The organism is Pantoea sp. C8B4, from assembly GCF_051336905.1.
In the GTDB taxonomy this organism is placed as follows: Bacteria; Pseudomonadota; Gammaproteobacteria; order Enterobacterales; family Enterobacteriaceae; genus Pantoea; species Pantoea rwandensis_B.
In genome coordinates, this window is the sequence record NZ_JBGMNK010000009.1 from 1 (window position 1) to 22395 (window position 22395).

General features: G+C 55.5%; 23 protein-coding genes and 1 other annotated feature. Of the genes, 10 read left to right on the forward strand and 13 right to left on the reverse strand.

Features of this window, described 5'->3' with window-relative positions; translation table 11 throughout:
• Window positions 1-73: 73 nt before the first annotated feature.
• A complete protein-coding gene (locus ACCW76_RS12580) occupies window positions 74-229 on the forward strand; it encodes a hypothetical protein (RefSeq protein ID WP_156149389.1) in 156 nt (51 codons plus the stop codon).
• Window positions 230-258: 29 nt separating this feature from the next.
• Window positions 259-738, forward strand: coding sequence for a Cys-tRNA(Pro)/Cys-tRNA(Cys) deacylase YbaK (gene ybaK, locus ACCW76_RS12585; RefSeq protein ID WP_436338690.1), 480 nt, complete (start codon window positions 259-261; stop codon window positions 736-738).
• 137 nt (window positions 739-875) lie between these two features.
• Here ybaK and ACCW76_RS12590 read toward each other — a convergent pair whose 3' ends face one another.
• On the reverse strand, window positions 876-1745 hold the full coding sequence (locus tag ACCW76_RS12590; protein ID WP_038648485.1) for a LysR family transcriptional regulator: 870 nt from the start codon (window positions 1743-1745) through the stop codon (window positions 876-878).
• Between the two features lie 90 nt (window positions 1746-1835).
• Between ACCW76_RS12590 and ACCW76_RS12595 the strand changes: the two genes are divergently transcribed.
• On the forward strand, window positions 1836-2267 hold the full coding sequence (locus tag ACCW76_RS12595; RefSeq protein WP_436338691.1) for a multidrug/biocide efflux PACE transporter: 432 nt from the start codon (window positions 1836-1838) through the stop codon (window positions 2265-2267).
• 28 nt (window positions 2268-2295) lie between these two features.
• Here ACCW76_RS12595 and ushA read toward each other — a convergent pair whose 3' ends face one another.
• Entirely contained in the window at window positions 2296-4047 is a 1752-nt protein-coding gene (gene ushA, locus ACCW76_RS12600) for a bifunctional UDP-sugar hydrolase/5'-nucleotidase UshA (RefSeq protein ID WP_436338692.1), read from the reverse strand.
• A 164-nt stretch (window positions 4048-4211) separates the two neighbouring features.
• On the opposite strand from ushA, the gene ACCW76_RS12605 reads away from it, so the two are divergent.
• Window positions 4212-5408 carry an MFS transporter gene (locus ACCW76_RS12605; RefSeq protein WP_436338693.1) on the forward strand — a complete coding sequence of 399 codons (1197 nt, stop codon included), beginning with the start codon at window positions 4212-4214 and terminating at the stop codon, window positions 5406-5408.
• Between the two features lie 220 nt (window positions 5409-5628).
• Window positions 5629-7317, forward strand: a complete 1689-nt coding sequence (gene ybaL / locus ACCW76_RS12610) for a YbaL family putative K(+) efflux transporter (protein WP_038648489.1) — start codon at window positions 5629-5631, stop codon at window positions 7315-7317.
• 112 nt (window positions 7318-7429) lie between these two features.
• Here ybaL and ACCW76_RS12615 read toward each other — a convergent pair whose 3' ends face one another.
• The 4 genes from ACCW76_RS12615 to ACCW76_RS12630 form a co-directional block, all read right to left on the reverse strand.
• Window positions 7430-8731, reverse strand: coding sequence for an inosine/guanosine kinase (locus tag ACCW76_RS12615; RefSeq protein WP_436338694.1), 1302 nt, complete (start codon window positions 8729-8731; stop codon window positions 7430-7432).
• A gap of 57 nt (window positions 8732-8788) precedes the next feature.
• Window positions 8789-9748: a ferrochelatase gene (hemH, locus tag ACCW76_RS12620; RefSeq protein WP_034828187.1), complete on the reverse strand. Its 960-nt coding sequence runs from the start codon at window positions 9746-9748 to the stop codon at window positions 8789-8791.
• Between the two features lie 308 nt (window positions 9749-10056).
• Window positions 10057-10701, reverse strand: coding sequence for an adenylate kinase (gene adk / locus ACCW76_RS12625; protein WP_436338695.1), 645 nt, complete (start codon window positions 10699-10701; stop codon window positions 10057-10059).
• Window positions 10702-10852: 151 nt separating this feature from the next.
• Window positions 10853-11683 (reverse strand): DUF6024 family protein, encoded by an 831-nt coding sequence (locus tag ACCW76_RS12630; RefSeq protein WP_436338696.1) that lies wholly within the window; start codon window positions 11681-11683, stop codon window positions 10853-10855.
• 192 nt (window positions 11684-11875) lie between these two features.
• Between ACCW76_RS12630 and ACCW76_RS12635 the strand changes: the two genes are divergently transcribed.
• Window positions 11876-12745 (forward strand): LysR substrate-binding domain-containing protein, encoded by an 870-nt coding sequence (locus ACCW76_RS12635; RefSeq protein WP_038648497.1) that lies wholly within the window; start codon window positions 11876-11878, stop codon window positions 12743-12745.
• A 90-nt stretch (window positions 12746-12835) separates the two neighbouring features.
• Here the strand turns inward: ACCW76_RS12635 and htpG are convergent, their stop codons facing one another.
• The 6 genes from htpG to ACCW76_RS12665 all read right to left on the reverse strand — a co-directional run bounded on the left by htpG (window position 12836) and on the right by ACCW76_RS12665 (window position 19267).
• Complete coding sequence (gene htpG, locus ACCW76_RS12640; RefSeq protein ID WP_200538735.1) at window positions 12836-14710, reverse strand: molecular chaperone HtpG; 1875 nt, start codon at window positions 14708-14710, stop codon at window positions 12836-12838.
• A gap of 99 nt (window positions 14711-14809) precedes the next feature.
• On the reverse strand, window positions 14810-15415 hold the full coding sequence (recR, locus tag ACCW76_RS12645) for a recombination mediator RecR (RefSeq protein WP_007886897.1): 606 nt from the start codon (window positions 15413-15415) through the stop codon (window positions 14810-14812).
• Complete coding sequence (locus ACCW76_RS12650) at window positions 15415-15744, reverse strand: YbaB/EbfC family nucleoid-associated protein (protein ID WP_031377860.1); 330 nt, start codon at window positions 15742-15744, stop codon at window positions 15415-15417. Before ACCW76_RS12650 ends, recR begins: the two co-directional genes overlap by 1 nt.
• 52 nt (window positions 15745-15796) lie before the next feature.
• Window positions 15797-17887 (reverse strand): DNA polymerase III subunit gamma/tau, encoded by a 2091-nt coding sequence (gene dnaX, locus ACCW76_RS12655; protein ID WP_436338697.1) that lies wholly within the window; start codon window positions 17885-17887, stop codon window positions 15797-15799.
• Window positions 16394-16455, reverse strand: a sequence feature (DnaX frameshifting element). It overlaps the preceding gene by 62 nt.
• Before the next feature lie 295 nt (window positions 17888-18182).
• A complete protein-coding gene (gene apt / locus ACCW76_RS12660) occupies window positions 18183-18734 on the reverse strand; it encodes an adenine phosphoribosyltransferase (RefSeq protein ID WP_038648506.1) in 552 nt (183 codons plus the stop codon).
• Window positions 18735-18886: 152 nt separating this feature from the next.
• Window positions 18887-19267 carry a DUF454 family protein gene (locus ACCW76_RS12665; RefSeq protein ID WP_436338698.1) on the reverse strand — a complete coding sequence of 127 codons (381 nt, stop codon included), beginning with the start codon at window positions 19265-19267 and terminating at the stop codon, window positions 18887-18889.
• A 57-nt stretch (window positions 19268-19324) separates the two neighbouring features.
• Between ACCW76_RS12665 and priC the strand changes: the two genes are divergently transcribed.
• From priC to rsmS, 3 genes are all read left to right on the forward strand, one after another.
• Window positions 19325-19837, forward strand: coding sequence for a primosomal replication protein PriC (gene priC / locus ACCW76_RS12670; protein WP_436338699.1), 513 nt, complete (start codon window positions 19325-19327; stop codon window positions 19835-19837).
• A 164-nt stretch (window positions 19838-20001) separates the two neighbouring features.
• Window positions 20002-20247, forward strand: a complete 246-nt coding sequence (locus ACCW76_RS12675; protein ID WP_034828157.1) for a GlsB/YeaQ/YmgE family stress response membrane protein — start codon at window positions 20002-20004, stop codon at window positions 20245-20247.
• 12 nt (window positions 20248-20259) lie between these two features.
• Window positions 20260-20415 (forward strand): pleiotropic regulatory protein RsmS, encoded by a 156-nt coding sequence (gene rsmS, locus ACCW76_RS12680; protein ID WP_436338700.1) that lies wholly within the window; start codon window positions 20260-20262, stop codon window positions 20413-20415.
• Here the strand turns inward: rsmS and acrR are convergent.
• Window positions 20412-21050 (reverse strand): multidrug efflux transporter transcriptional repressor AcrR, encoded by a 639-nt coding sequence (gene acrR / locus ACCW76_RS12685; protein WP_045816338.1) that lies wholly within the window; start codon window positions 21048-21050, stop codon window positions 20412-20414. The genes rsmS and acrR overlap by 4 nt on opposite strands.
• Before the next feature lie 142 nt (window positions 21051-21192).
• Here acrR and ACCW76_RS12690 point away from each other — a divergent pair, with 142 nt between their 5' ends.
• Complete coding sequence (locus ACCW76_RS12690; protein WP_436338701.1) at window positions 21193-22383, forward strand: efflux RND transporter periplasmic adaptor subunit; 1191 nt, start codon at window positions 21193-21195, stop codon at window positions 22381-22383.
• Window positions 22384-22395: the final 12 nt, after the last annotated feature.

Consider the following 22395-nt stretch of genomic DNA (forward strand, 5'->3'; position numbering starts at 1 on the left):
GCAGTGAGCAGTGAGCAGTGAGCAGTGAGCAGTGAGCAGTGAGCAGTGAGCAGTGAGCAGTGAGCAGTGAGCAGTGAGCAGTGAATTGCAGGCAAAAAAGAAGGCCAATATCGCTATCGGCCCGTCAAAGAGGAATTTGTTTATGATTTTGGTTATCACCAGCATTGCTGGCGCGGGCCAATTTTCGCGCAAAGTTCAGAATTTCGCCAGTATTATTCACCAAAACTGAAATAAGAATTTTCGTAGCAAGGACAGAACATGACACCCGCCGTAAAACTGCTGGAAAAACAAAAGGTCGCCTTTACCCTTCATCCTTATGAGCATGACAGCCACGAAACCAATTTTGGTGATGAGGCGGTGCGGAAGCTCAATCTCGATGCACGTCAGGTGTTCAAAACCCTGTTAGTGGCGCTCAACGGCGATGCCAAAGCACTGGCGGTAGCCGTGACACCGGTCTCCTCGCAGCTCGATTTGAAAAAAGTGGCAAAGGCGCTGGGCGCGAAAAAAGCGGATATGGCCGATCCACAACTGGCACAGCGCGTGACTGGCTATCTGGTGGGTGGCATCAGCCCGTTAGGGCAGAAAAAACGCCTGCCAACGGTGATCGATCAGCAGGCTGCAGAATTTGCCACCATTTTTGTCTCCGGCGGCAAGCGCGGGCTGGATTTAGAACTGGCGGTGCAGGACCTGGCACGACTGCTGGATGCCACACTGGCCGACGTGGCGCGTCGCGATTAACCCGGCTACTGGGTGTCACACTGGCGGACGTGGCACGCCGCGATTAATCCGACTGCTGGATGCCGTACTGGCCGACGTGGCGCGCCGCGATTAACCCGGCTGCTGGATGCCACACTGGCCGACGTGGCACGCCGTGATTAATCCGGCTGCTGGGCGCAGAGTTGATCAATCATCCAGCGCCCGGCAGGACCCGGTGGATTGCGTCGCGACCAGATCACATCCACCGCGATGCGCTGTGGCCAGCCTGGCACAGGCAACTCTTTCAACACCTGATGACCAAATTGTTCCACCAGCCAGCGCGGTAATACGCTCCAGCCAAAGCCCTGCTCCGCCATTTCCAGCAGCAATAAATAAGATGGCGCCGACCACACGCGCCCGGCGGGCAGCGGTTCGCGGTTTTGCACCCAGGTATTGAGCCGTAAATGACGCAATTCACCGAGTTGTGCTTCACTCACCTGTTTTGACTGCGCCAGCACATGATCCTGGTGCAGATAGATCGCCATTTCCGCCCCCACCTGTAAACGCGCCACCGCTAAATCCGGCGGCAGCTGCGGCTGCGCACGCACCACGCCGAGATGCACGCGACCGGCCTGCAGCAGGTCCAGCGCGTCCGCGTCCTCAGCAATCATGCATTCAAATTCAATATCCGGATAACGCGCTTCAAAGCGGTTGAGCAGATTTTCATGGTGATCGGCCTGCCAGAAATCGGAAATCGCCAGACTGAGTCGCGGTTCCACGCCCTGTGACAGCCGCACCGCCAGCTCATCCAACCGCTGGCTGGCCGCCAGAATCTGCTGCACCTGCGCCAGGGCGCGCTGTCCTTGCTCGGTGAGTACCGGCTGGCGACCGCTGCGATCGAACAGGGTGAAACCGAGATCGTCTTCCAGATTAGCCACGGCGCTGCTAATGGTGGACTGGCTTTTGGCCAGCGCACGCGCCGCCGCAGAAAACGAGCCGCTGGCGACAGTCTGCACAAAGGCCTCAAGGGATTCCGGGGAGTATTTCATGGTGAACCATCGCTTTTATCGATAGGTAATCATTTTATCTTAGCATTTCGCGGTGAGAAAATATGTCGCGTTACCCAAAAGGAGGTTTATATGCGTACCCGTTCGCTGAAAGAACGTTTTTATCATGCTGCAGGATTTGAAGTGCTGGCGATTCTCACTGTGGCTCCGCTGGCTGCCTGGATTATGGAAAAGCCGCTGTTTCAGATGGGCGCGCTGGCGATTATGTTGTCAACGGTCGCCATGCTGTGGAACATGATCTATAACACCGGTTTTGATCGCATCTGGCCGCCGCAGAAAACACGTAGCCTCGGTCTGCGTGCCATCCACGCGCTGGGCTTTGAAGGGGGCTTTATCGTTATCGGTTTGCCGATTGCCGCCTGGATGCTGAAGATCACGCTGCTGGAAGCCTTTATGCTGGAAGTGGCGTTCTTCCTGTTCTTCCTGCCCTATACCATGGCCTATAACTGGATGTGGGATAAATTGCGTCAGCGCTGGCTGACGCAGAAATCCTGCCAGGCATAAAACAACGGCGCCCAATCGGGCGCCGTTTTCAATTGTGCAGAGCGCGCGGCCAAATCCACGCCAGAATGGCTTGTGGGTAGCTACGCTTCCTGGGCTTTTCCTGCGCTTTGTCGCGCTCCTGCACCTGTGCTTCCGTTAAATGCACAATACCGGCTGGCGCATAGTCGGCGATTTTCAGCGGTGAGTGTGCAGTGACATAAGCACGCAGCACATCCGCATCTCGCTGACCGGTATTGCTAAAGCCCGCATGTGCCTCGATGTTGGGATAACCATCGCCCCCGCTGGCATTGAAGCTGTTGGTCGCCATGCGATAGGTTTTGTCCTTTTGCAGAGGCTCGCCATTAATCTTCACCTCACTCACCGCTTTGCCATCCGCCACCAGACTGATATTGCTGAACTGCGCGAAACCACCGGAGTTGGTTTTGATATTGGCAACCGTGGCAAGATACTTCAGCAATTCGTCTCCGGTCAGCGTGACTGACACCACCTGATTACCAAACGGCTGCACCTGCAACAAATCGCGCCAACTCAGCTTGCCTGCGGCCAGCGAGGTGCGAATGCCACCACCACTGATCACCGCGAAATCCGCTTTAGTCGCTGCCATTTGCGCGCGCAGAATCAGCTGTCCAAGATTGGTTTGTTCAAAACGCACCTTATCGCGTTCCCCGACGAACACGCCATCACTGCTGCCAACCGTGACGTCGAGTTTCTTGGCCGCGCGCAGTTGATACGGCGTCAGTAGCTTCATCATCGCGCTGTTAGGTGGGATCTCTTCCTGCCAGGTGAGCCAGGAAACGCTGCCATCCAGATTTTTCACTTCATGCTTGAGGTTAACCGGGATCAGCTGATAGCTATCCAGCGTCAATTCGCCATTGCGGAAGGTGAAATCGCCGCGCCCGACATATTTGCCCCACTCTTTCGCCTGCATGATCCACACGCCATTTTGGCGATCGGGCTGGCAAGGCTGGCCGGGCTGATAATCTTTCACACTGACGTTATCTTTTTCCATGCACACCGCATCCTGCGAGTGGCCGCCGATGATCACATTGATAGTGCCCGGCGGCAGGCTGCGCGCCAGTTCCACATCACCCGGCGCATTGCTACCGTGCTGTCCATCGTCGTAATGGCCCATGTGCGTCAGCGCCACAATCACATCGGGTTTCTCGCTGGCGCGCAGTTCCGCCACCGCTTTTTCCGTCTCTTTCACCGGATCGCGGATGTCGATATTAGCGATATTTTCCGGGTTGGAAATTTTCAGGGTATCGGTGGTGGTCAGACCGATCACTGCGATCTTCAGTCCCATGCGATTAAAGATCGCCCACGGCTTAAACAGACGCTGGTCGGTACCCTTTTGATAGATATTGGCAGAGAGGAAGGGAAATTTGGCCCACTTCTGTTGCTGTTGCAGCACGCTGAGCGGCTTATCGAATTCGTGATTGCCGAGCGCCATGGCATCGTAGCCGATGAGGTTCATGCCGCGAATATCGGGTTCGGCATTGAGCAGATCCGATTCCGGCACGCCGGTATTCACGTCTCCGGCGGAAAGGATCAAGGCACCGCCGCCTTTGGCCTGCACATCATAACGCTGTTTATCCATCAGCGTTTTCTGCGCCGCCAAACCGTATTCGCCCTGCGCATTGGTCCAGTAGCGACCGTGATGATCGTTGGTGTGCAGAATACTGAATCGATAACTGCGATCCGTCTGCCATGCCTGCGCCAGCATCGGTAGCAACAGCATGATCAGCGCCAGCCAGCGCCCTCTCCGCGGGAATAACAACAAAGCCGATCTCCTTATTCTGCGTCTTTCCACTTTGCCGTGGACTTAATGTGCTTTATCACCGTTCTGTGTCGCACAGATGGCACTTTAACTCAAGACAAAAGGCTTATAGAGTCAAGCGGGTAGTAACAAACTGATAACGATAACCGCACTCTTCAGGATTTTTTATGGCAAGTGACATCGCAACCCCGGCACGCACACCGGGACGGACTGCTTTTGGCATTTTAGGTGCCATCAGCCTCGCGCATCTGCTCAACGATATGCTGCAATCGCTGCTGCTGGCGATCTACCCGATGCTGCAAAAAGATTTTAACCTTAACTTCGTCCAGATAGGTCTGATAACGCTGACCTTTCAGGTCACCGCTTCGCTGCTGCAACCAATCATCGGTCATTACACCGACAAATACCCAAAACCCTGGTCTTTGCCGGTCGGGATGGGCTTTACGCTGTGTGGTCTGGTGCTGCTGACGTTCTCCAGCACCTATCCGCAGGTGCTGCTCGCTGCCGCGCTGGTGGGCAGCGGTTCCTCGGTGTTTCATCCGGAATCTTCGCGCGTGGCGCGTATGGCCTCCGGTGGACGTCATGGTTTGGCTCAATCACTGTTCCAGGTGGGCGGTAACTTTGGTAGCGCGCTAGGCCCGCTGTTGGCAGCGATGATCGTTGCCCCTTACGGCAAAGGGCATCTTGCCTGGTTTGTGCTGGCGGCACTGCTCGGCATTATCGTGCTGCTGCAGGTCAGCCGCTGGTATAGCCACCAGCAGCGCGCCAGTAAGGCAAAGGCAACGGTTGCGCCGGTTAACCCGCTGCCGCGTAAGAAAGTGGCGTTGGCGATCAGCATTTTGCTGCTGCTGATCTTCTCTAAATACTTCTATCTCACCAGCCTGAGCAGTTACTACACCTTCTATTTAATCCAGAAATTCGGACTTTCTGTTCAGGCCTCGCAATTCCATCTGTTTGCCTTCCTCGGCGCAGTGGCTGCGGGCACCATCATTGGCGGACCGATTGGCGATAAAATCGGCCGTAAATACGTGATTTGGGTATCGATTCTTGGCGTTGCGCCCTTCACCTTGCTGTTGCCCCACGCCAACTTAATGTGGACCAGCGTGTTGAGCGTGATCATCGGGTTGATTCTCGCCTCGGCGTTTTCTGCCATTTTGGTGTATGCGCAGGAACTGATGCCAGGACGTATTGGTATGGTTTCCGGGCTATTTTTCGGTTTTGCCTTTGGTATGGGTGGGCTCGGTGCCGCCGTGTTGGGCGTAGTGGCAGACCACACCAGCATCGAGTGGGTATATCAAATCTGTGCCTGGCTACCTTTGATCGGCCTATTGACCGCTTTCCTGCCTGATAACCGTCACGCCTAAGCCGCTTTAGGGGGGCAACGCTTTTTCCTCGCCCCCCTACATTCAGCGGAAAACCTGCCGATAGAGTGAGATAACTGAGGAAAATGCCGCTTCAGCTGCGTTTTCTTCTTAATTTTTCAATTTTTTCGCTTTTCACCGCTCAAATGTTTAAACGTGGTTAGCGAATGTGCATTACACTAGGTTGTTACAAGCGGATACATTTGCATACAAGGAGACAGGCATGCATCACACCACACCGTTGATCACCACCATTGTCGGGGGCCTGGTCCTCGCCTTTCTCCTGGGTATGATTGCCAACCGCCTGCGAATCTCCCCGTTGGTCGGTTATCTGCTTGCTGGCGTGCTCGCCGGTCCCTTTACCCCTGGCTTTGTCGCCGATACCAATCTCGCACCTGAGTTAGCTGAGCTCGGCGTTATCCTGCTGATGTTTGGCGTGGGATTGCACTTCTCTCTGAAGGATTTGATGTCGGTAAAGTCGATCGCCATTCCCGGCGCCATCGCGCAAATCGCGGTGGCCACGCTGCTGGGAATGGGGCTGTCGTGGGCGATGGGCTGGTCGTGGATGACCGGTCTGGTGTTTGGCCTCTGTCTTTCCACCGCCAGTACCGTGGTGTTACTGCGCGCGCTGGAAGAGCGTCAACTGATTGATAGTCAGCGGGGGCAGATTGCCATCGGCTGGCTGATTGTTGAAGATCTTGTGATGGTCCTGACGCTGGTACTGCTGCCCGCCATTGCCGGAATGCTGGAAGAAGGCAACGCCAGCCCCTCTCTGCTGTTCTGGGACCTGATGCTGACCATCGGCAAAGTCGTCGCCTTTATGGTGCTGATGATGGTGGTGGGCCGTCGTGTCGTGCCGTGGATTCTGGCAAAAAGTGCCGCAACCGGATCGCGTGAACTGTTCACCTTATCCGTACTGGCCCTGGCGCTGGGCATCGCTTTCGGTGCGGTTGAATTCTTCGATGTCTCCTTCGCACTCGGCGCCTTCTTTGCCGGTATGGTGCTTAACGAATCCGAACTCAGCCACCGCGCCGCGCACGATACTCTCCCGCTGCGCGATGCCTTCGCCGTGCTGTTCTTTGTCTCGGTCGGCATGCTGTTTGACCCAATGATTTTGATTGAGCAGCCGCTGGCGGTGTTAGGCGCACTGGCGATCATCGTATTGGGCAAATCCATCGCCGCCTGGCTGCTGGTGACGCTGCTCGGCCACTCACGCCGTACCGCCATGACCATTTCGGTGAGCCTGGCGCAAATTGGTGAGTTCGCTTTTATCCTTGCCGGTTTGGGCATTTCGCTGGGTATGCTGAGCGATGAAGGACGCAATCTGGTGCTGGCGGCGGCGATCCTCTCCATCATGCTCAACCCCATTCTGTTTACTCTGCTTGAGCGCTACCTCGATAAGACCGAAACCATCGAAGAGCAGACGCTGGAAGAAGCGATTGAAGAAGAGAAGCAGATTCCGCTGGATATCTGCAATCACGCGGTGATCGTTGGCTATGGCCGCGTCGGCAGCTTGCTGGGTCAGCAACTGATGGAGGCCGATGTGCCGCTGGTGGTGGTGGAAAACTCCCGTCCGCGCGTCGAAGCACTGCGTGAACAAGGGATCAAGGCGGTGCTGGGCAATGCGGCGCGCGTTGATACCATGGAATTAGCCCGCCTTGACTGCGCTCGCTGGCTGCTGCTGACCATTCCAAACGGTTACGAAGCCGGGGAGATTGTCACTGCCGCGCGTGAGAAGCGTCCGGATATCGAAATTATTGCCCGCGCGCATTACGACGATGAAGTAAATTACATCATGGAGCGCGGTGCTAATCGTGTGGTGATGGGCGAGCGTGAGATCGCCAACAGCATGCTGAATGTGCTGCAGGAAGAGATCGCGCAGAACCCAATTGTGCGGGAATGCCCGATTTAACAACGTGCGGTGATGGGCCAGGTCGCCATTAATGGCGACCCTACGGAATTGAGATGTATCAAACAGTTAGCGCATCGATTTCAAAAACGGATGCGCATCATCGGTTTACGCTTTACCTGTCCCAGTACGACTCTTCTAAACTGTCTTCCCGCTCAGGCAGCCCGCGCATCAGACGCGGTGAATGCTGATTCAGCACCTGATAACTCACCCGGTTGGCATACTTGCACACCTGCGCCAGCGACGAATAGGTGAGATAACCGCGTGCGTGTTTGCTGGAGTTCGGTACTTTCTGACGGTGGAAATTATTGGCGGTGATATCGTGCAGCAGCGCGGCTAAAGCACCATCGCCTGCACCGTTGGTGTTCATGATCTTCTCAGGGCCGCCCATATAAGGCGCGATGTGCGAGAAAATGCGCAGCGGCTGCTGGCAATCCTGATGGCGCATAGCGCGGCTGAACTCGTATTGGTTGAATTCGGCTATCGCGCCCGGCAGCAGCGGATGATTGGTTTTGCGCTTGAACGCCTCTTCCGTGAAGCCAGCCATGTACAAACCGGTGGGACCGGCGGTGCACAGCACCAGATCCACCCAGTCGAGCGCAATATTCGAGGCCAGCAGCGGATCCTGCTCACCCGTCAGCGCAAAGGCCTCTTCTTCGTTCATCGCCACGATCGACACATGATCGCGCAGGAAATCACGCCAGAACTGCGGATCGTCCTGAATCACGAATTTGGTGCCTAACGTCAACACCACCGGCACGTTATGTTTTTTCGCGTAGTCGATGGCACGCAGCGTGGCTTCCGGCATCGGTTCACCGGGTTGGCAGCGCACCAGATAGGAAGTCAGCACCAGCGCAGACGCCCCGGCAATCACCTCTTCCGGAATGCTGTCAGGCTGCAGTTGGTTCATCAAGCCTGGGCTGATGGCAAAGGTGCGTTCACCCTGCTCACCAATCAGGGTGAAACAGCGGCCAATCGCGCCATCAACGCCCTGCAGGAAGTTGAGATCCATACGGCTGGAGGTGTTGCACAAATAACGATAGGCATAACCGCCAATCTGGATGTTGTTGCACATCACGCCGAGCAATACTGAACGGTCATCGGCCAGCACGGAGTAGTTGTGCAGAGTATTACCGATGGTGCCGCCGGCAAATTGATGGCTGATCAGCGCATCATGCATCAGCTCGTTGTACAGGGCCTCTGCGGTGGCATCGTCGATCACCAGTGAGTGACCGGCGCTCAGCCCGTAGCGTTGCAGAAAGTCATCATCAACTTTGGCTTCAATATCCACCAGCGTCTGGTCGATACCCACCACCCAACTGCCCTCTTCCTGCTCCTGCTGGGTTGCCTGTAGCAGCGGATCGCGCGCGTTAACGGGAAAATAGTGTTTGGATTTGCGTTTGCCGGGAAATTTCATCGTGGCTGCCGTAAGGGAAATCTGGCAGAGAATGATATCACACTCTCTGCCAGCACTTTATCGGCGTGCGTTGACCAGCTGAACCATCATCTCGATGTGCTCGTCATCGGCGTTGAGCGCGGGAATGTATTCAAACTTCTCGCCACCGGCGTGCAGGAAGAACTCACAGTTCTGCTCGCTGATCTCTTCCAGGGTTTCCAGACAGTCAGCGGAGAAGCCTGGGCTCATCACCTGCACATGCTTGATGCCTTTGGCCGGTAAACCTTGCATGGTTTCGTCGGTGTACGGCGTCAACCACGGCTCGCGACCAAAGCGTGACTGGAAGGTCATCATGATTTTGTGCGGCGCGATGCCCAACGCGGCAGCCAGCGCCTCGGTGGTGTCTTTGCAGCGCTGCGGATAATCATCACCTTCGTCGGCAAAACGCTGCGGGATGCCATGATAGGAGAGCACCAGCAGATCCGGTTCGCCATGCTGCGCAAATGAACGCTCAACGGAGGCTTTCAGAGCCGCAATATAGGCCGGATGCTCAGCATAATCGCGGATAAAAGCGACTTCCGGCAAGGAGCGCAACGGTTTGAAGCTGGCAGATAATCCATCCCACACGGCGGCGACCGTTGAGCACGAGAACTGCGGGTAAAGCGGCAACACAATCAGTTTGGTGACACCCTGATCCAGTAAACGCTGTACCGCACCGTCGAGGCTCGGCTGGCCGTAGCTCATGCCCAGCTCAACCGGCATATCCACGCGCTGCGCCAGCGCATCGCGCTGCTGCTTGCTGAACACCATCAGCGGAGAGCCTTCTTTCATCCACACCGAAGCGTAAAGCTTCGACACGCGCGGCGAACGGAACGGCAAAATGGCGAAATTGAGAATCGGCCACCATAACCAACGCGGTGTATCCACCACGCGCGGGTCGCCAAGGAACTGTTTCAGATAGCGCTTAACGGCAGGTGTTGTAGGCGCATCGGGTGTGCCTAAGTTGACCAGCAAAACCCCAGGCTTTTCTTGCCTCATTGGTATTTCCTTGATGTCAAAACGAATGGATCAAAATCAGGGGGAAATTGTAGCGGAAATCGTGGGAGGGGAAAGCAATTGCTGCAAAAGGGCCGGACAACCGGCCCTTAATAGCACAACCCTAAATCATTCAAATGGCAGGAAGGCGGCAAACGAGAGACAAATCGACTTGTCGATTTGAACAGCGCTTGCGCTGGCCCGCAGGGTGAACCTCCTTGAGGAGGTTCATCATCCCGATGCGCTGACTCAAGTCAGTGATTCGGGTGAACGAGAGCAGCTAACGCACCTGCACATTGAAGTATGACGGGTTAACCGAGAATGCCGGCCAGTTGCGTGCTCACTTCAGCTACCTTACGGGTGCCGTCGATCTTGTGATACTGGGTGCTACCGGCTTCCGCTTCTTTGCTGTAGTAAGCAATCAGCGGTGCAGTCAGCTGATGGTATTCCACCAGACGCTTACGCACGGTTTCTTCCTGATCGTCTTTACGCGTGGTCAGCTCTTCGCCGGTCACGTCATCTTTACCTTCCACTTTTGGCGGATTGTAGGTGACGTGATACACGCGGCCAGACGGCGCATGCACGCGACGGCCAACAATACGATCCACAATCAGTTCATCCGGTACGGCAAACTCCAGCACGAAGTCCACATTGATGCCCGCGTCTTTCATGGCGTCAGCTTGTGGGATAGTGCGCGGGAAGCCATCGAGCAGGAAACCGTTTTTGCAGTCTTCCTGCGCGATACGCTCTTTAACCAGCGCAATCACCAGTTCGTCTGTTACCAGTTTACCGGCATCCATGATGGCTTTCGCCTGTTGGCCCAGTTCGGTGCCTGCTTTAACTGCCGCACGCAACATGTCACCGGTGGAGATTTGCGGAATACCGTATTTCTCCATGATGAATTGAGCCTGAGTGCCTTTACCTGCGCCCGGTGCCCCGAGCAGAATAATACGCATTGCGTAATTCCCCTTGCGAATCGCATTGATCAATCTGAGAAGGCCAAGAACATACCATTATGACCCGCGCACCACAAGGAAACGGGCGCGCTTCCGGTGAAAGCTTTACTTTGACTGGCTTTAGCGCAGAACACCAGCAGAGTGCCCGTTTTTAAGAATCACGGCTAACGTTTAACACCTCTTTCAGACGTCTTTTCAGTATTGGCGTGACGTTTTGATTTTTGTTCACGCTACCGCGCACGTTGGCATGCAGGCGTAAACGATGGTGAGCGGAAAGCAGATGCATATCCTGCGGCACGTCGCGTAAGGTAAAACTGACTGGCAGCGGGAACAGGGCGAACGGTAAGCCGTGCTGCTGAATCGATTGCAGCTGAACCGGGGCATCAAGCGTAATATTATCCACGCTAGCGATATTAAACGGCCGCCAGTCGCTGTTTTCCATCATTTTTAAGGTTTGCTCCAGCGACGTCCCAAACGCCAGTCCCTGCTCAAATAAGCGCAATTCACTGCGCACCAGCGTGCTGAAATCGCAGGTTTTTAACGCAATTAACACCAGGTCACTGCTTAACGCCGCATGACGATCGAGCCGCGCCACAAACAATCGCGCATCGCTGATTAATCGTTTATGCAATAGGGTGGCAAAGGATTCCGAGGCGTCGGTCACGCCCTGACTTTGACACTCCGTCAGCGGGCGCACCCGCCCCTGCTGCATGTCGACATGCTCAACCAGTGCAATGTTACCGGCCATCATCGGCACCGCGGGTAACACACTCAGTTCACTGACCGGATATTGCGAAGCGTAACGCGTTTGATTGCGCGCCTGTTCCTGACGTAAAAACAGTTGTGAGAGCAGCACCCGCGAAATATGCAAAGAAGGTGCAAAGAAGAGGTCGTAATTTTCCAGCCGATAGTGACGTGATAGCAAGCCGCGAAGTCGATCGCGCGCTGCCGCCGCCCTGGCAGAAGCATGTTGGTGATCCATCGCGTAAGATTTCTCTAATTATAAAGATGCTGTGTGTGTCGCAGATTGAGGGGGGAACATTAGCCGCGTTAAACACAGACAACGCCATCCGTCAACCCGCCATAATCTGGGGGAAAGGTTAGGCCAATGCGGCTGGACATTAAAATGATATAAACTGACAATCCCTGTTAGGTTTTTACACAGGGGATGAGTATGACCGCGCTTCCGTCGTTACGTGCACTGCACTATTTTCATCAGGCAGCACTGCACAGCAGTTTTAGCGTGGCGGCCGAGCGTCTTCATGTGACTCACAGCGCCATTAGCCATCAGATTCGACAGCTGGAAAGCTGGATGGGAAAGCCCTTATTCGTCCGCACCAATGGACGCGTCAAATTAACCTCACACGGCGAGCGCTTGCTGGTGAGTTGTCAGAAGGCGTTCAGCGAACTCTCCACCACTTGCGAAAGCATTCGCACCGGCATGCGTCATCACCTCAGCGTCTCTTGCGCGCCCAGTTTTCTCTCGCAATGGCTGATTCCACGTATTAGCAGTTTTTATCAACGCTATCCCGATATTGAAGTGCAGTTTCAGCCGCTGGTGGAGATCGACCAGTTGCGCAGTGAACACACTGATGTACTGATTCTCAGCTATGAGCAGTCACCGGATGAGGATATTGATGCCACGCTGATCAGCGATGACTACATCGGCCCGCTGTGTGCGCCTCAGTATGCCGCGCGTTTTCACAATGAGCAGGATTTAGCGTCATTGCCGCTGCTGCATGCCGACACGCGGCTGCATGCCTGGGCTGAGTGGGCAAAAACCAGCGGTGCGCGCGGAAATTACTGGGTCGGTAAGCATTTCGATAACCTTACCCTTGGCATTCAGGCGGCGAGAAACGGCCTGGGCGTGATCATGGCTCCGCGTTTACTGGTCAGGCAGGAGTTGAGCGACGGTACGCTGATCGCCCCATTGGGATTTGTGCGTGTGGACCGCGCCACCTGGATGATGACGAAAATGTCACGTCAGCATGATGCGGAGATTACGTTGTTCCGGGATTGGCTGCGCGATCAGGCGCTGCACTAAAAGAAAGGTCGGCATTCAATGCCGACCTTTTTTGTCTCCTGCCAACCCTGCCGCCGGTATTGATACCAACCGGCGTGGGCGCTGAATGGCTTATGCCGTCAGCAACTGGTTCATACGACGGATAAACTGGTTGGGATCGTCCAGCGTGCCGCGCTCAGCCAGCAGCGCCTGATCCAGCAGCAGCTCAACCCATTCAGCAAAGTGCGCTTCGTCGTGGGTATCCGCCACGCGTTTCACCAGCGTATGCTCTGGGTTGATTTCGAAGATGTACTTCACATCCGGAACGTCCTGGCCCGCAGCAGCAAACAGTTTCGCCATCTGCGTGGTCATTTCGTTCGCATCGGTGGTGACAATCGCCGGGGTATCGGTCAGACGATGGGTCAGACGCACCTCTTTCACACGCTCGCCCAGCAGCGTTTTCACGCGCTCAACAAACGGCTCCAGCGCTTTTTCCGCTTCCTTCTGCTCTTCCGTTTCTTCATCCGCCAGCTTACTCAGCGACTCATCCGCTTTGCTCACTGACTGGAAGGTTTTGCCGTCGAACTCGGTCAGGTAGCTCATCATCCACTCGTCGATACGATCGGACAGCAGCAGCACCTCGATACCTTTTTTGCGGAACAGTTCCAGATGCGGGCTGCTCTTCGCGGCGGCATAGCTGTCAGCAGTGATGTAGTAAATCTTATCCTGCCCTTCCACCATACGGCTCAGGTAATCTTCCAGCGAAATGGTCTGCTCAGCGCCTTCACTCTGGGTGGTGGCAAAGCGCAACAGCTTAGCAATCGCCTGCTGATTGGCGTTATCTTCCGCCGGGCCTTCTTTCAGGACCAGACCAAACTCTTTCCAGAACTGCTGATATTTCTCCGCGTCGTCCTTCGCCAGTTTTTCCAGCATCTGCAGGCTACGCTTGGTCAGCGCGGCGCGCAGGCTCTGGGTCACACGGCTGTCCTGCAGGATTTCACGCGAGACGTTCAGTGGCAGATCGTTGGAGTCTATCAGGCCACGTACGAAGCGCAGGTAGTTCGGCATGAACTGCTCGGCGTCGTCCATGATGAACACGCGCTGAACATACAGTTTCAGGCCGTGTTTGCTGTCGCGGTTGAACATGTCGAAGGGCGCACGCTGCGGGATATACAGCAAGCTGGTGTACTCCTGCTTACCTTCCACACGGTTGTGGCTCCAGATCGCCGGATCGCTGTAATCATGGGCGATGTGTTTGTAGAACTCGTTGTACTCGTCGTCGCTGATTTCAGACTTGTTGCGCGTCCACAGTGCCTGGGCTTTGTTGATCTTCTCCCAGCTGGTGGTATCGCTCTCTTCGTCTTTGGTTTCAATCTCAACCGGCAGCGCAATGTGATCGGAGTATTTGCTGATGACGTTGCGTACACGCCACGCGTCGAGGAAATCATCTTCGCCTTCGCGGAAGTGCAGCGTGATCTCGGTACCGCGATCGGCTTTCTCGATTTCGGCCAGGGTGTATTCACCCTCGCCTGCGGATTCCCAGAACACCGCTTCGTCGGCCTTAGCGCCGGCCGCGCGAGTGCGCACGGTGACTTTATCGGCAACGATGAAGGCTGAATAGAAGCCCACACCGAACTGACCGATCAGCTGGCTGTCTTTTGCCTGGTCAGAACCCATGGACTCGAGGAAGGATTTGGTGCCGGATTTCGCGATAGTGCCGAGGTTCTCAATCACTTCGTCGCGACGCATACCGATACCGTTGTCGCTCAAGGTCAGCGTACGATTGTCCTTATCGACCGAGATACGCACGCGCAGGTCGCCATCGCCTTCATACAGATCCGGCGTGGACAGTGCGCGGAAACGCAGTTTGTCAGCGGCATCAGAGGCGTTGGAGATCAGCTCGCGCAGGAAAATCTCTTTGTTTGAATAGAGAGAGTGAATCATCAGGTGCAGAAGTTGTTTTACCTCTGACTGGAAGCCACGCGTCTCTTGTCCTTTCATGGTCATTGCTACCTCAACTAAATCAGGGTTGATCATATGTTGAGAGAGAAATGGGGGTGATGCTGAGGATTTCAAGCCGATGTCGGTGAAGACATCGGCAAGTGATTAGAATTTAATCTTGTGGCGTCCGGCAAGTGAGTGCGACAGCGTGGTGCCATCGACCATTTCCAGCTCACCGCCGACCGGTACACCGTGCGCGATGCGGCTGGCATCGACGCCATATTGCCCGCACAGTTCAGCGATGTAGTTGGCCGTGGCTTCACCTTCCACCGTCGGGTTGGTGGCGAGGATCACTTCGGTCAGCGTTTCACGCTCCAGGCGCTGCTCTAACCGATCCAGACCGATATCCTGCGGGCCGATGCCATCCAGCGGTGACAAATGGCCCATCAGCACAAAGTAGCGGCCGCCAAACTGGCCGGTCTGCTCAATGGCGTGGATATCGGCAGGACTTTCCACCACGCAAATCTGGCCGTTTTGTTGACGGCGCGGATTGGCGCAGATGGTGCAAATTTCCTGCTCGGTGAAGGTGCGGCAATCGGCACAGTGGCCGATTTCCGACATCGCGCGGGTCAAAGCCTGCGCCAGACGCATACCACCGCTACGATCGCGCTGTAACAGCTGAAAAGCCATGCGCTGCGCCGATTTCGGGCCCACGCCCGGCAGGCAGCGCAGCGACTCCATCAAAGATTCAAGCAGTGGACTGGTTTGCATCAGAACGGCATCTTGAAGCCAGGTGGCAGCTGCATACCAGAAGACACAGAAGCCATTTTCTCTTTCTGCGTTTCATCGATACGACGTGCTGCATCGTTGAAGGCTGCCGCAATCAGATCTTCCAGCATGTCTTTGTCGTCTTCCAGCAAGCTTGGATCGACTTCAACACGGCGGCAGTTATGTGCACCGTTGATGGTGACTTTGACCAGGCCAGCGCCTGATTCACCGGTCACTTCCAGCGCGGCAATCTCTTCCTGAACTTTGGCCATTTTGTCTTGCATCTGCTGGGCCTGTTTCATCAGGTTGCCCAATCCGCCTTTACCAAACATAGTCTTCTCTCTCTGCTGGGGCTGCGCGCCACTCACGCGCGACAGCGGGTGTTCAAACGGGTCGAATACTCTCTTCATCCAGATCGGCATCGAAGAATCGACGCAATGTCTGAATGTGAGTATCGCTTTCAATCGACTGGCGCGCCTGCACCAGTTTCTCTTCATAAATGGCCTGACGCCATTCCAGTGGCGTCAACACCGCAGGATTATCGTCTTCAACGATGGTCAGTTCAACCGTTTGTCCGGCTGCCTGACTGAGCGCTTCCGTCAGCGCCTGTTTTGCCGACGCTGAATTCAGGTGACGCTGACTGCTGCGCAAATGCAGCGTAACAGCGTTCTCGCCCACCTCTTTCCACGCGTTTAACGCCACCTGCTGCACCAGTTTTGGCAACGTCAGTGCGGCTATTTCGGCGGCCCACGCATCGCGCTGCTGGGCCTCTTCGGCCAGACGAAGCGCCAGCTCAGGCGTTTTCTCATGCTCAAGAGCGGAACGCAAGGCTTTTGGCGTTGCGATGGGCTCCGCTTTTACCTCGACCGTTTGCTGGGCTTTCCAGCGATAGGCTTCTGGCTTCGCGGGCGCTTTTACCGCGGGTTCCGATGCGCGCTGTTGCACGCGCTCGGTGACACTGGCAAGACGTTCCAGCGCCGGGTTCGCCGGCCGCGCGGGACGCGCTGCCGGCTCACTCTTTTTTGCTTTGCCGGCTCCCTGACGCAGTAACTGCGTTCGCGCCTGTAACAGCTGGCTGGTGGAGTCAGACAAATGTTCGGGCGCCGGTTGCATATCCGCGTAATCATCGGCCATCGGCGGTGCGTCCTGCATCGGCGGCGCCATTTGCGGCTGGGCTGCAGAAGTGGCGCGAGAGGCCGAAGAGGAGGCGGCGTGAGCTGAACCCGCTTGCGTTGCTGCCGCGGCAGCGTTGGCTGAAGTCACTGGCGTTGCTGACGCAGTAACCTGAGCGGAAGAGGCCGGCGCAGCAACGCCTGCAGATGCAGCAGACGCTTGCGGTGCCGCCTGCGGAATCAGACTGGGCCGCGCAACCGGCTCAGCGATGGTCGCCTGTGGATGGAACGCCAGCGCGCGCAGCAGCGTCATCTCGACGCCGAGGCGACGATCCGGTGCCAGCGGCAGATCTTTACGTCCCATCAACAAAGTTTGGTAATAGAGCTGTACATCGGCGGGCGGCAACACGCGCGCCAAATCGCGCAGGCGCTGCGCCTGATTCACATCGTCTTCGCCCAGCGAAGCCGGCAGCAGTTGCACCATCGCCACGCGATGCAGCAAACGCAGCATTTCGACCAACAGCGCTTCCCACTCGACACCGCGTGATGCCGCCTGATTCAGCAGCGCCATCACCTGTTCGCCCTGCCCCTCCACCAGCGCTTCAATCAGCGCCAGCGGCTGTTCGTCATCCAGCGTGCCCAGCATTTGCGCCACGGTTTCACGCGTCACGCTGCCCTGCCCCATGGCAATCGCCTGGTCAGTAAGGCTTAGCGCATCACGCATACTGCCGTCAGCGGCACGCGCCAGCAGATGCAGCGCTCGCGGCTCGGCGGCAATCTGCTCCTGCTGCAGTATATGCACCAGCTGCTGCTGGATTTGTTCGACGTCGAGCGCTTTAAGATGGAACTGCAGGCAACGCGACAGAATGGTCACTGGCAGTTTTTGCGGATCGGTGGTTGCCAGCAGGAATTTGACGTGCGAAGGCGGCTCTTCCAGCGTTTTCAACAGCGCATTGAAGCTGTGACGCGAGAGCATGTGCACTTCATCGATCAGGTAAACCTTGAAGCGACCGCGCGCCGGTGCGTATTGCACGTTATCCAGCAAATCGCGCGTGTCTTCGACTTTAGTTCGTGACGCTGCATCAATCTCGATCAGATCGACAAAGCGCCCCTGCTCAATTTCACGGCAGTTATCACACTGACCACAAGGCGTAGAGGTGATGCCGGTTTCGCAGTTGAGGCCTTTCGCCAGCAAACGGGCGATCGAGGTTTTCCCTACGCCGCGCGTACCGGAAAAGAGATAAGCATGATGGATTCGTCCCAGTGACAACCCGTTGGCCAGCGCGGTCAGCACATGTTCCTGACCGACTACGTCAGCGAAAGCCTGGGGACGCCATTTTCGCGCAAGTACCTGATAGCTCATGTGGATTCAATCACTGGATTTTATTGAGTTGGCACAGCGGTGCGGCTAAGTGAACCGGGTTCCGCCACAAGAAAAAGGGGAAAAATGCAGCTTCGCAAACCCTGTGTATATGGGCAGTAGTCTAACAGCCACAACAGGATATGCCTATACCCGACATACTTCACGTTGCAGGTGCTGAATTTTTATCGCGCACTTGCAATAGCGGAACGATTTATCGAGCACTGATACAAGGGCACGGCGGCAGGGATGCGTAATGAAATGCGCCGCGACGGCTATTGCCTGCGGCGCACAGGCCTTAGTGGCCGGGGAAATTCACGAGGCTGTAGCAGTCAATGCCGATCGCCTTAAGGCGCGCTTCACCGCTCAGATCAAACAGGTTGATCACAAACGCAGCATCTTTCACTTCACCACCGGCACGGCGGATCAGTTTCACTGTGGCTTCCAGCGTTCCGCCGGTGGCCAGCAGATCGTCCACCACCAGCACCACATCGCCTGGCTTGATGGCATCTTTGTGCAGCTCCAGCGCATCAGAACCGTACTCCAGCTCATAGCTCTCACTGTAGGTTTCACGCGGCAGCTTGCCGGGTTTGCGCACCGGGACAAAGCCTACGCCCAGACCCAGCGCCACAGGTGCACCAAACAGGAAGCCACGTGCTTCCGTACCCACCACTTTGGTGATGCCTTTGTCACGATAACGCTCAACCAGAATGGCAATCGACGCGGCATACGCCTGCGGATCTTCCATTAAGCTGGTGACGTCACGGAACAGGATGCCCGGCTTAGGGTAGTCAGGGATGCTTTTGATGCTGTTTTTGATGAGTTCAAGCTGCTGAGCAGTTGCGGTCATAAGTGTTACGCCTGGAAAAATATCTAATACGCGCAGCATCCGACAGCGCCAATACCCGGAAACCGGGTTAAGCGAAGACGTTTAAAAGGGAAGCCACGCACGAAGATGCCCAAATCTATGCAAATACCCGGCTAAATGCAACCCTGCCGCGCTTAATCGCCGCTGTCATCCTTTTCTGCCACCACCGGAATGCGCCACATAAATAGCAGCAGCGCGCACAACATGATGCCCAGCATCATGCGCACCCATAGCATGTTAACCAGATAGAGAGAGACGGCAAAGGTGATGACAATCAGCAACATGGCACGGCCTTTGGCACCGGGCGGCATGGCGCGATGTTGCTGCCAGTGGCGAATGTAGCGGCCAAACGGCGAGCGCCATAGCAGCCAGTGGTGAAAACGCGGTGACGAACGGGCAAAACACCAGGCGGCCAGCAACACAAATGGCGTGGTCGGTAATAAAGGTAATACAATGCCCAGCGTGCCCAGCACAATCGCCAGCCAGCCAAGACACAGAAGAAAAATTCGTTGCATGCCTGATGCCTGATAAAATCGGAACTGCGCTACGTTAACACAGTCGGAATCAGAGTGATGCCCCAACCGCCCGCACATCAACGCCTGCTCGCCATTGTCGATCAATTACGACAGCAAATCTCGCAGCAACGCGATGGTGCCTGCCGACAGCCCCGCTTTGACGCCCAACTGTTCCGTTGCAAAGGCACGCGGCTCGCTGATTATCTCGCTGAGCTGGAACAGAATTTAACCCAGCTCAGCGCCGCTGACACCGACGTCATGCGCCGTCAGTGGCTGGCGGAGAAAGTGCTGGATCAGATTGCCGCCCTGCAACGCGAATGTCAGAGCCAGCAACTGCGCACCCAGCGTGAGCGTCCTCGCGTTGATCCGCGCCAGTCGAAGCGCGAAGAGTATCAGGGCTATGAAACGCGCTTGCTGGCGATGATCGAACAACGTGAGCAACATCTGGCACGCGCCGAAACCCTCAGCGTGCAGCAGCAGTTGATCCGTGATATCGAAGTGCTGCATGAGCGGCTGGCACGCTGTCGCCATGCGATGCACAAACTGGAAATGTCAGGCCCGGCACGGTAATCACCGCCCACTTCCCTCATACTTCACATGGCCGGTGCGTTAGCTGCGCTCATTCCCCCATCTCTTACCTGAGTAAGCGCCTGCGGGTTCATTCCCTTCCCACTTGCCTGCACCTGAAATTATTTAGGGTATATACTCCCCCCTACGAATGATGGAGGAAAATCATGACTCTAATTATGTGGATAGCGATTGGCGTGGTGGCTGGCTGCATCAAGCGCATGGTTTTTCCCGGTCGGCCGGGTGGGTTTGTTCCGACGCTGGTGCTGGCGGTGATTGGTGCGTTAATTGGGGGTTACATCGCCACCTATTTTACGACGGGTGATTTAGCGACGTTGCATCCCGCTGGCTTTGGAGTGGCACTGCTGGGCTCAATTTTGATGCTGCTGGTGGCAGCAAAATTACGTATTTAACAAGGAGAGAGCATGTCACTGGACACTGCATCCGATGAGATCAAACTGGCGGTGGATTTGATTCAACTGCTGGAAGAGAACCAGGTGCCGACCGCAACCGTGTTAGCCGCGCTGGCGATTGTCCAACGCGATTATCAGCAGAAACAGGCAGCAGAAGGCACCGATTAGCGCGCCCCAGACAAGGTCGGACTCAGCCGCAGCATATCCAAAAATGCATCGACCAGTTGCGGCGCCTCCGCTGCCAGATCAAACGCCTGCGGATTAAACAACCAGTTTTCCATCATGCCGTTGATATAACCGCACATCAGACGCGCCGACTGCAACGTGTTCAATCTCGCAGGTAACTGCCCGACTTCGATACACTCACGTAGCACCAATTCAATTCGGTCGTAACACTCAAGCAGTAAACTTTGACGCATATCCTGTAATGTCGACATTTCGCCAACGAATTCACATTTATGGAAGATAATCTCCATTAGTGCGCGTCTTTGAGGATCCTTTGCAGTGGCGTCAAGGATATAGATCAACATTGAACGAATAACAGAAAGTGGATCACCCGGGTATTTTGTCTGATACTCAAGTTCCACATCGTCAAGCCCAGCGTCACACCGAAGCCAGATTTCATGCAGAACATCGGCTTTATTTTTGAAATGCCAGTAGATAGCACCGCGCGTTACGCCGGCCGCTGTTGCGATATCTGCCAGGGATGTGGCAGCCACACCGTGTTCAGAGAAGTGTGCTAAAGCGGCATCCAGAATTTGGTTCCGCGTTTCAAGTGCTTGCGCTTTGGTTTTTCGTGCCATAGAGGACTTTTTTTACAAACTGGCAAGTTTACATACATTTGTGAATGTATGTACCATAGCACGACCCGTGTTTTAACGCAGCAATGGGTTTATCGGTTTGTGATCCATTGATCATTTGATATCGGACACTAGAGGTTTATTTATGAATAAAAACAGAGGATTAGCGCCTCTGGCGGCCGTCCTGATGCTTTCAGGCAGCTTTGTGTTAACAGGATGTGATGATAATAAATCCCAGCAAGCCGCCCAGCAGCAGCCCCCAGAAGTGGGTGTTGTGACGTTAAAAAACGAGCCTTTGAAAATTACCACCGAATTGCCAGGACGTACTTCGGCATTTCGCGTGGCTGAAGTGCGCCCTCAGGTGTCAGGTATTATTCTGAAGCGTAATTTTGAGGAAGGTACGGATATCAAAGCAGGCGTTTCCCTGTATCAGATCGATCCGGCCACTTACCAGGCGGCTTATGATAGCGCCAAAGGCGATTTAGCACAGGCGCAAGCCAATGCACACGTCGCGCAGTTAACCATCAAGCGTTATAAGCCGCTGCTGGGTACCAAGTACATCAGTCAGCAGGACTATGACACCGCTGCGGCTACCGCTGCGCAGACGGCTGCTGCGGTTCAGGCGGCGCAAGCCAACGTGGAAACCGCACGCATCAATCTGGCTTATACCAAAGTCACTTCGCCGATCAGCGGTCGCATTGGTAAATCGTCAGTCACTGAAGGCGCTCTGGTCTCCAGCGGTCAAACCACTGCACTGGCGACCGTACAACAGCTCGACCCGATGTATGTCGATGTCACCCAGTCCAGTGATGATTTCCTGCGTTTGCGCGCAGAACTGGAATCCGGTCAGCTGAAACAGAATGACGGCAAAGCCAACGTCACGCTGTTGATGCAAAACGGTAACGCATACACGCAGACAGGCACATTGGAATTCTCTGATGTGACCGTGGATGAAACCACCGGCTCGATCACGCTGCGCGCCATCTTCCCGAACCCGGACCACCGCCTGCTGCCAGGCATGTTTGTGCGTGCGCGTCTGGATGAGGGGACCAATCCAACCGCATTGCTGGTACCGCAACAGGGCGTAACCCGTACCCCAACCGGTCAGGCAACCGCGATGGTGGTTGGCGCAGATAATAAAGTGGAAGTCCGTAACATCACCGCTAATCAGGCATTTGGCGACAAATGGCTGGTAACGGATGGCCTGAAAGAGGGCGATCGCGTGATCACCGTCGGTCTTCAGCGTGCCAAGCCAGGTGCGCAGGTGACACCACAAGAAGTCAAAGATGATGCCAAAGCAGCACCTGAATCACAGTCTGCTAAAGCATCGTCCTAAACAGGAGCCACT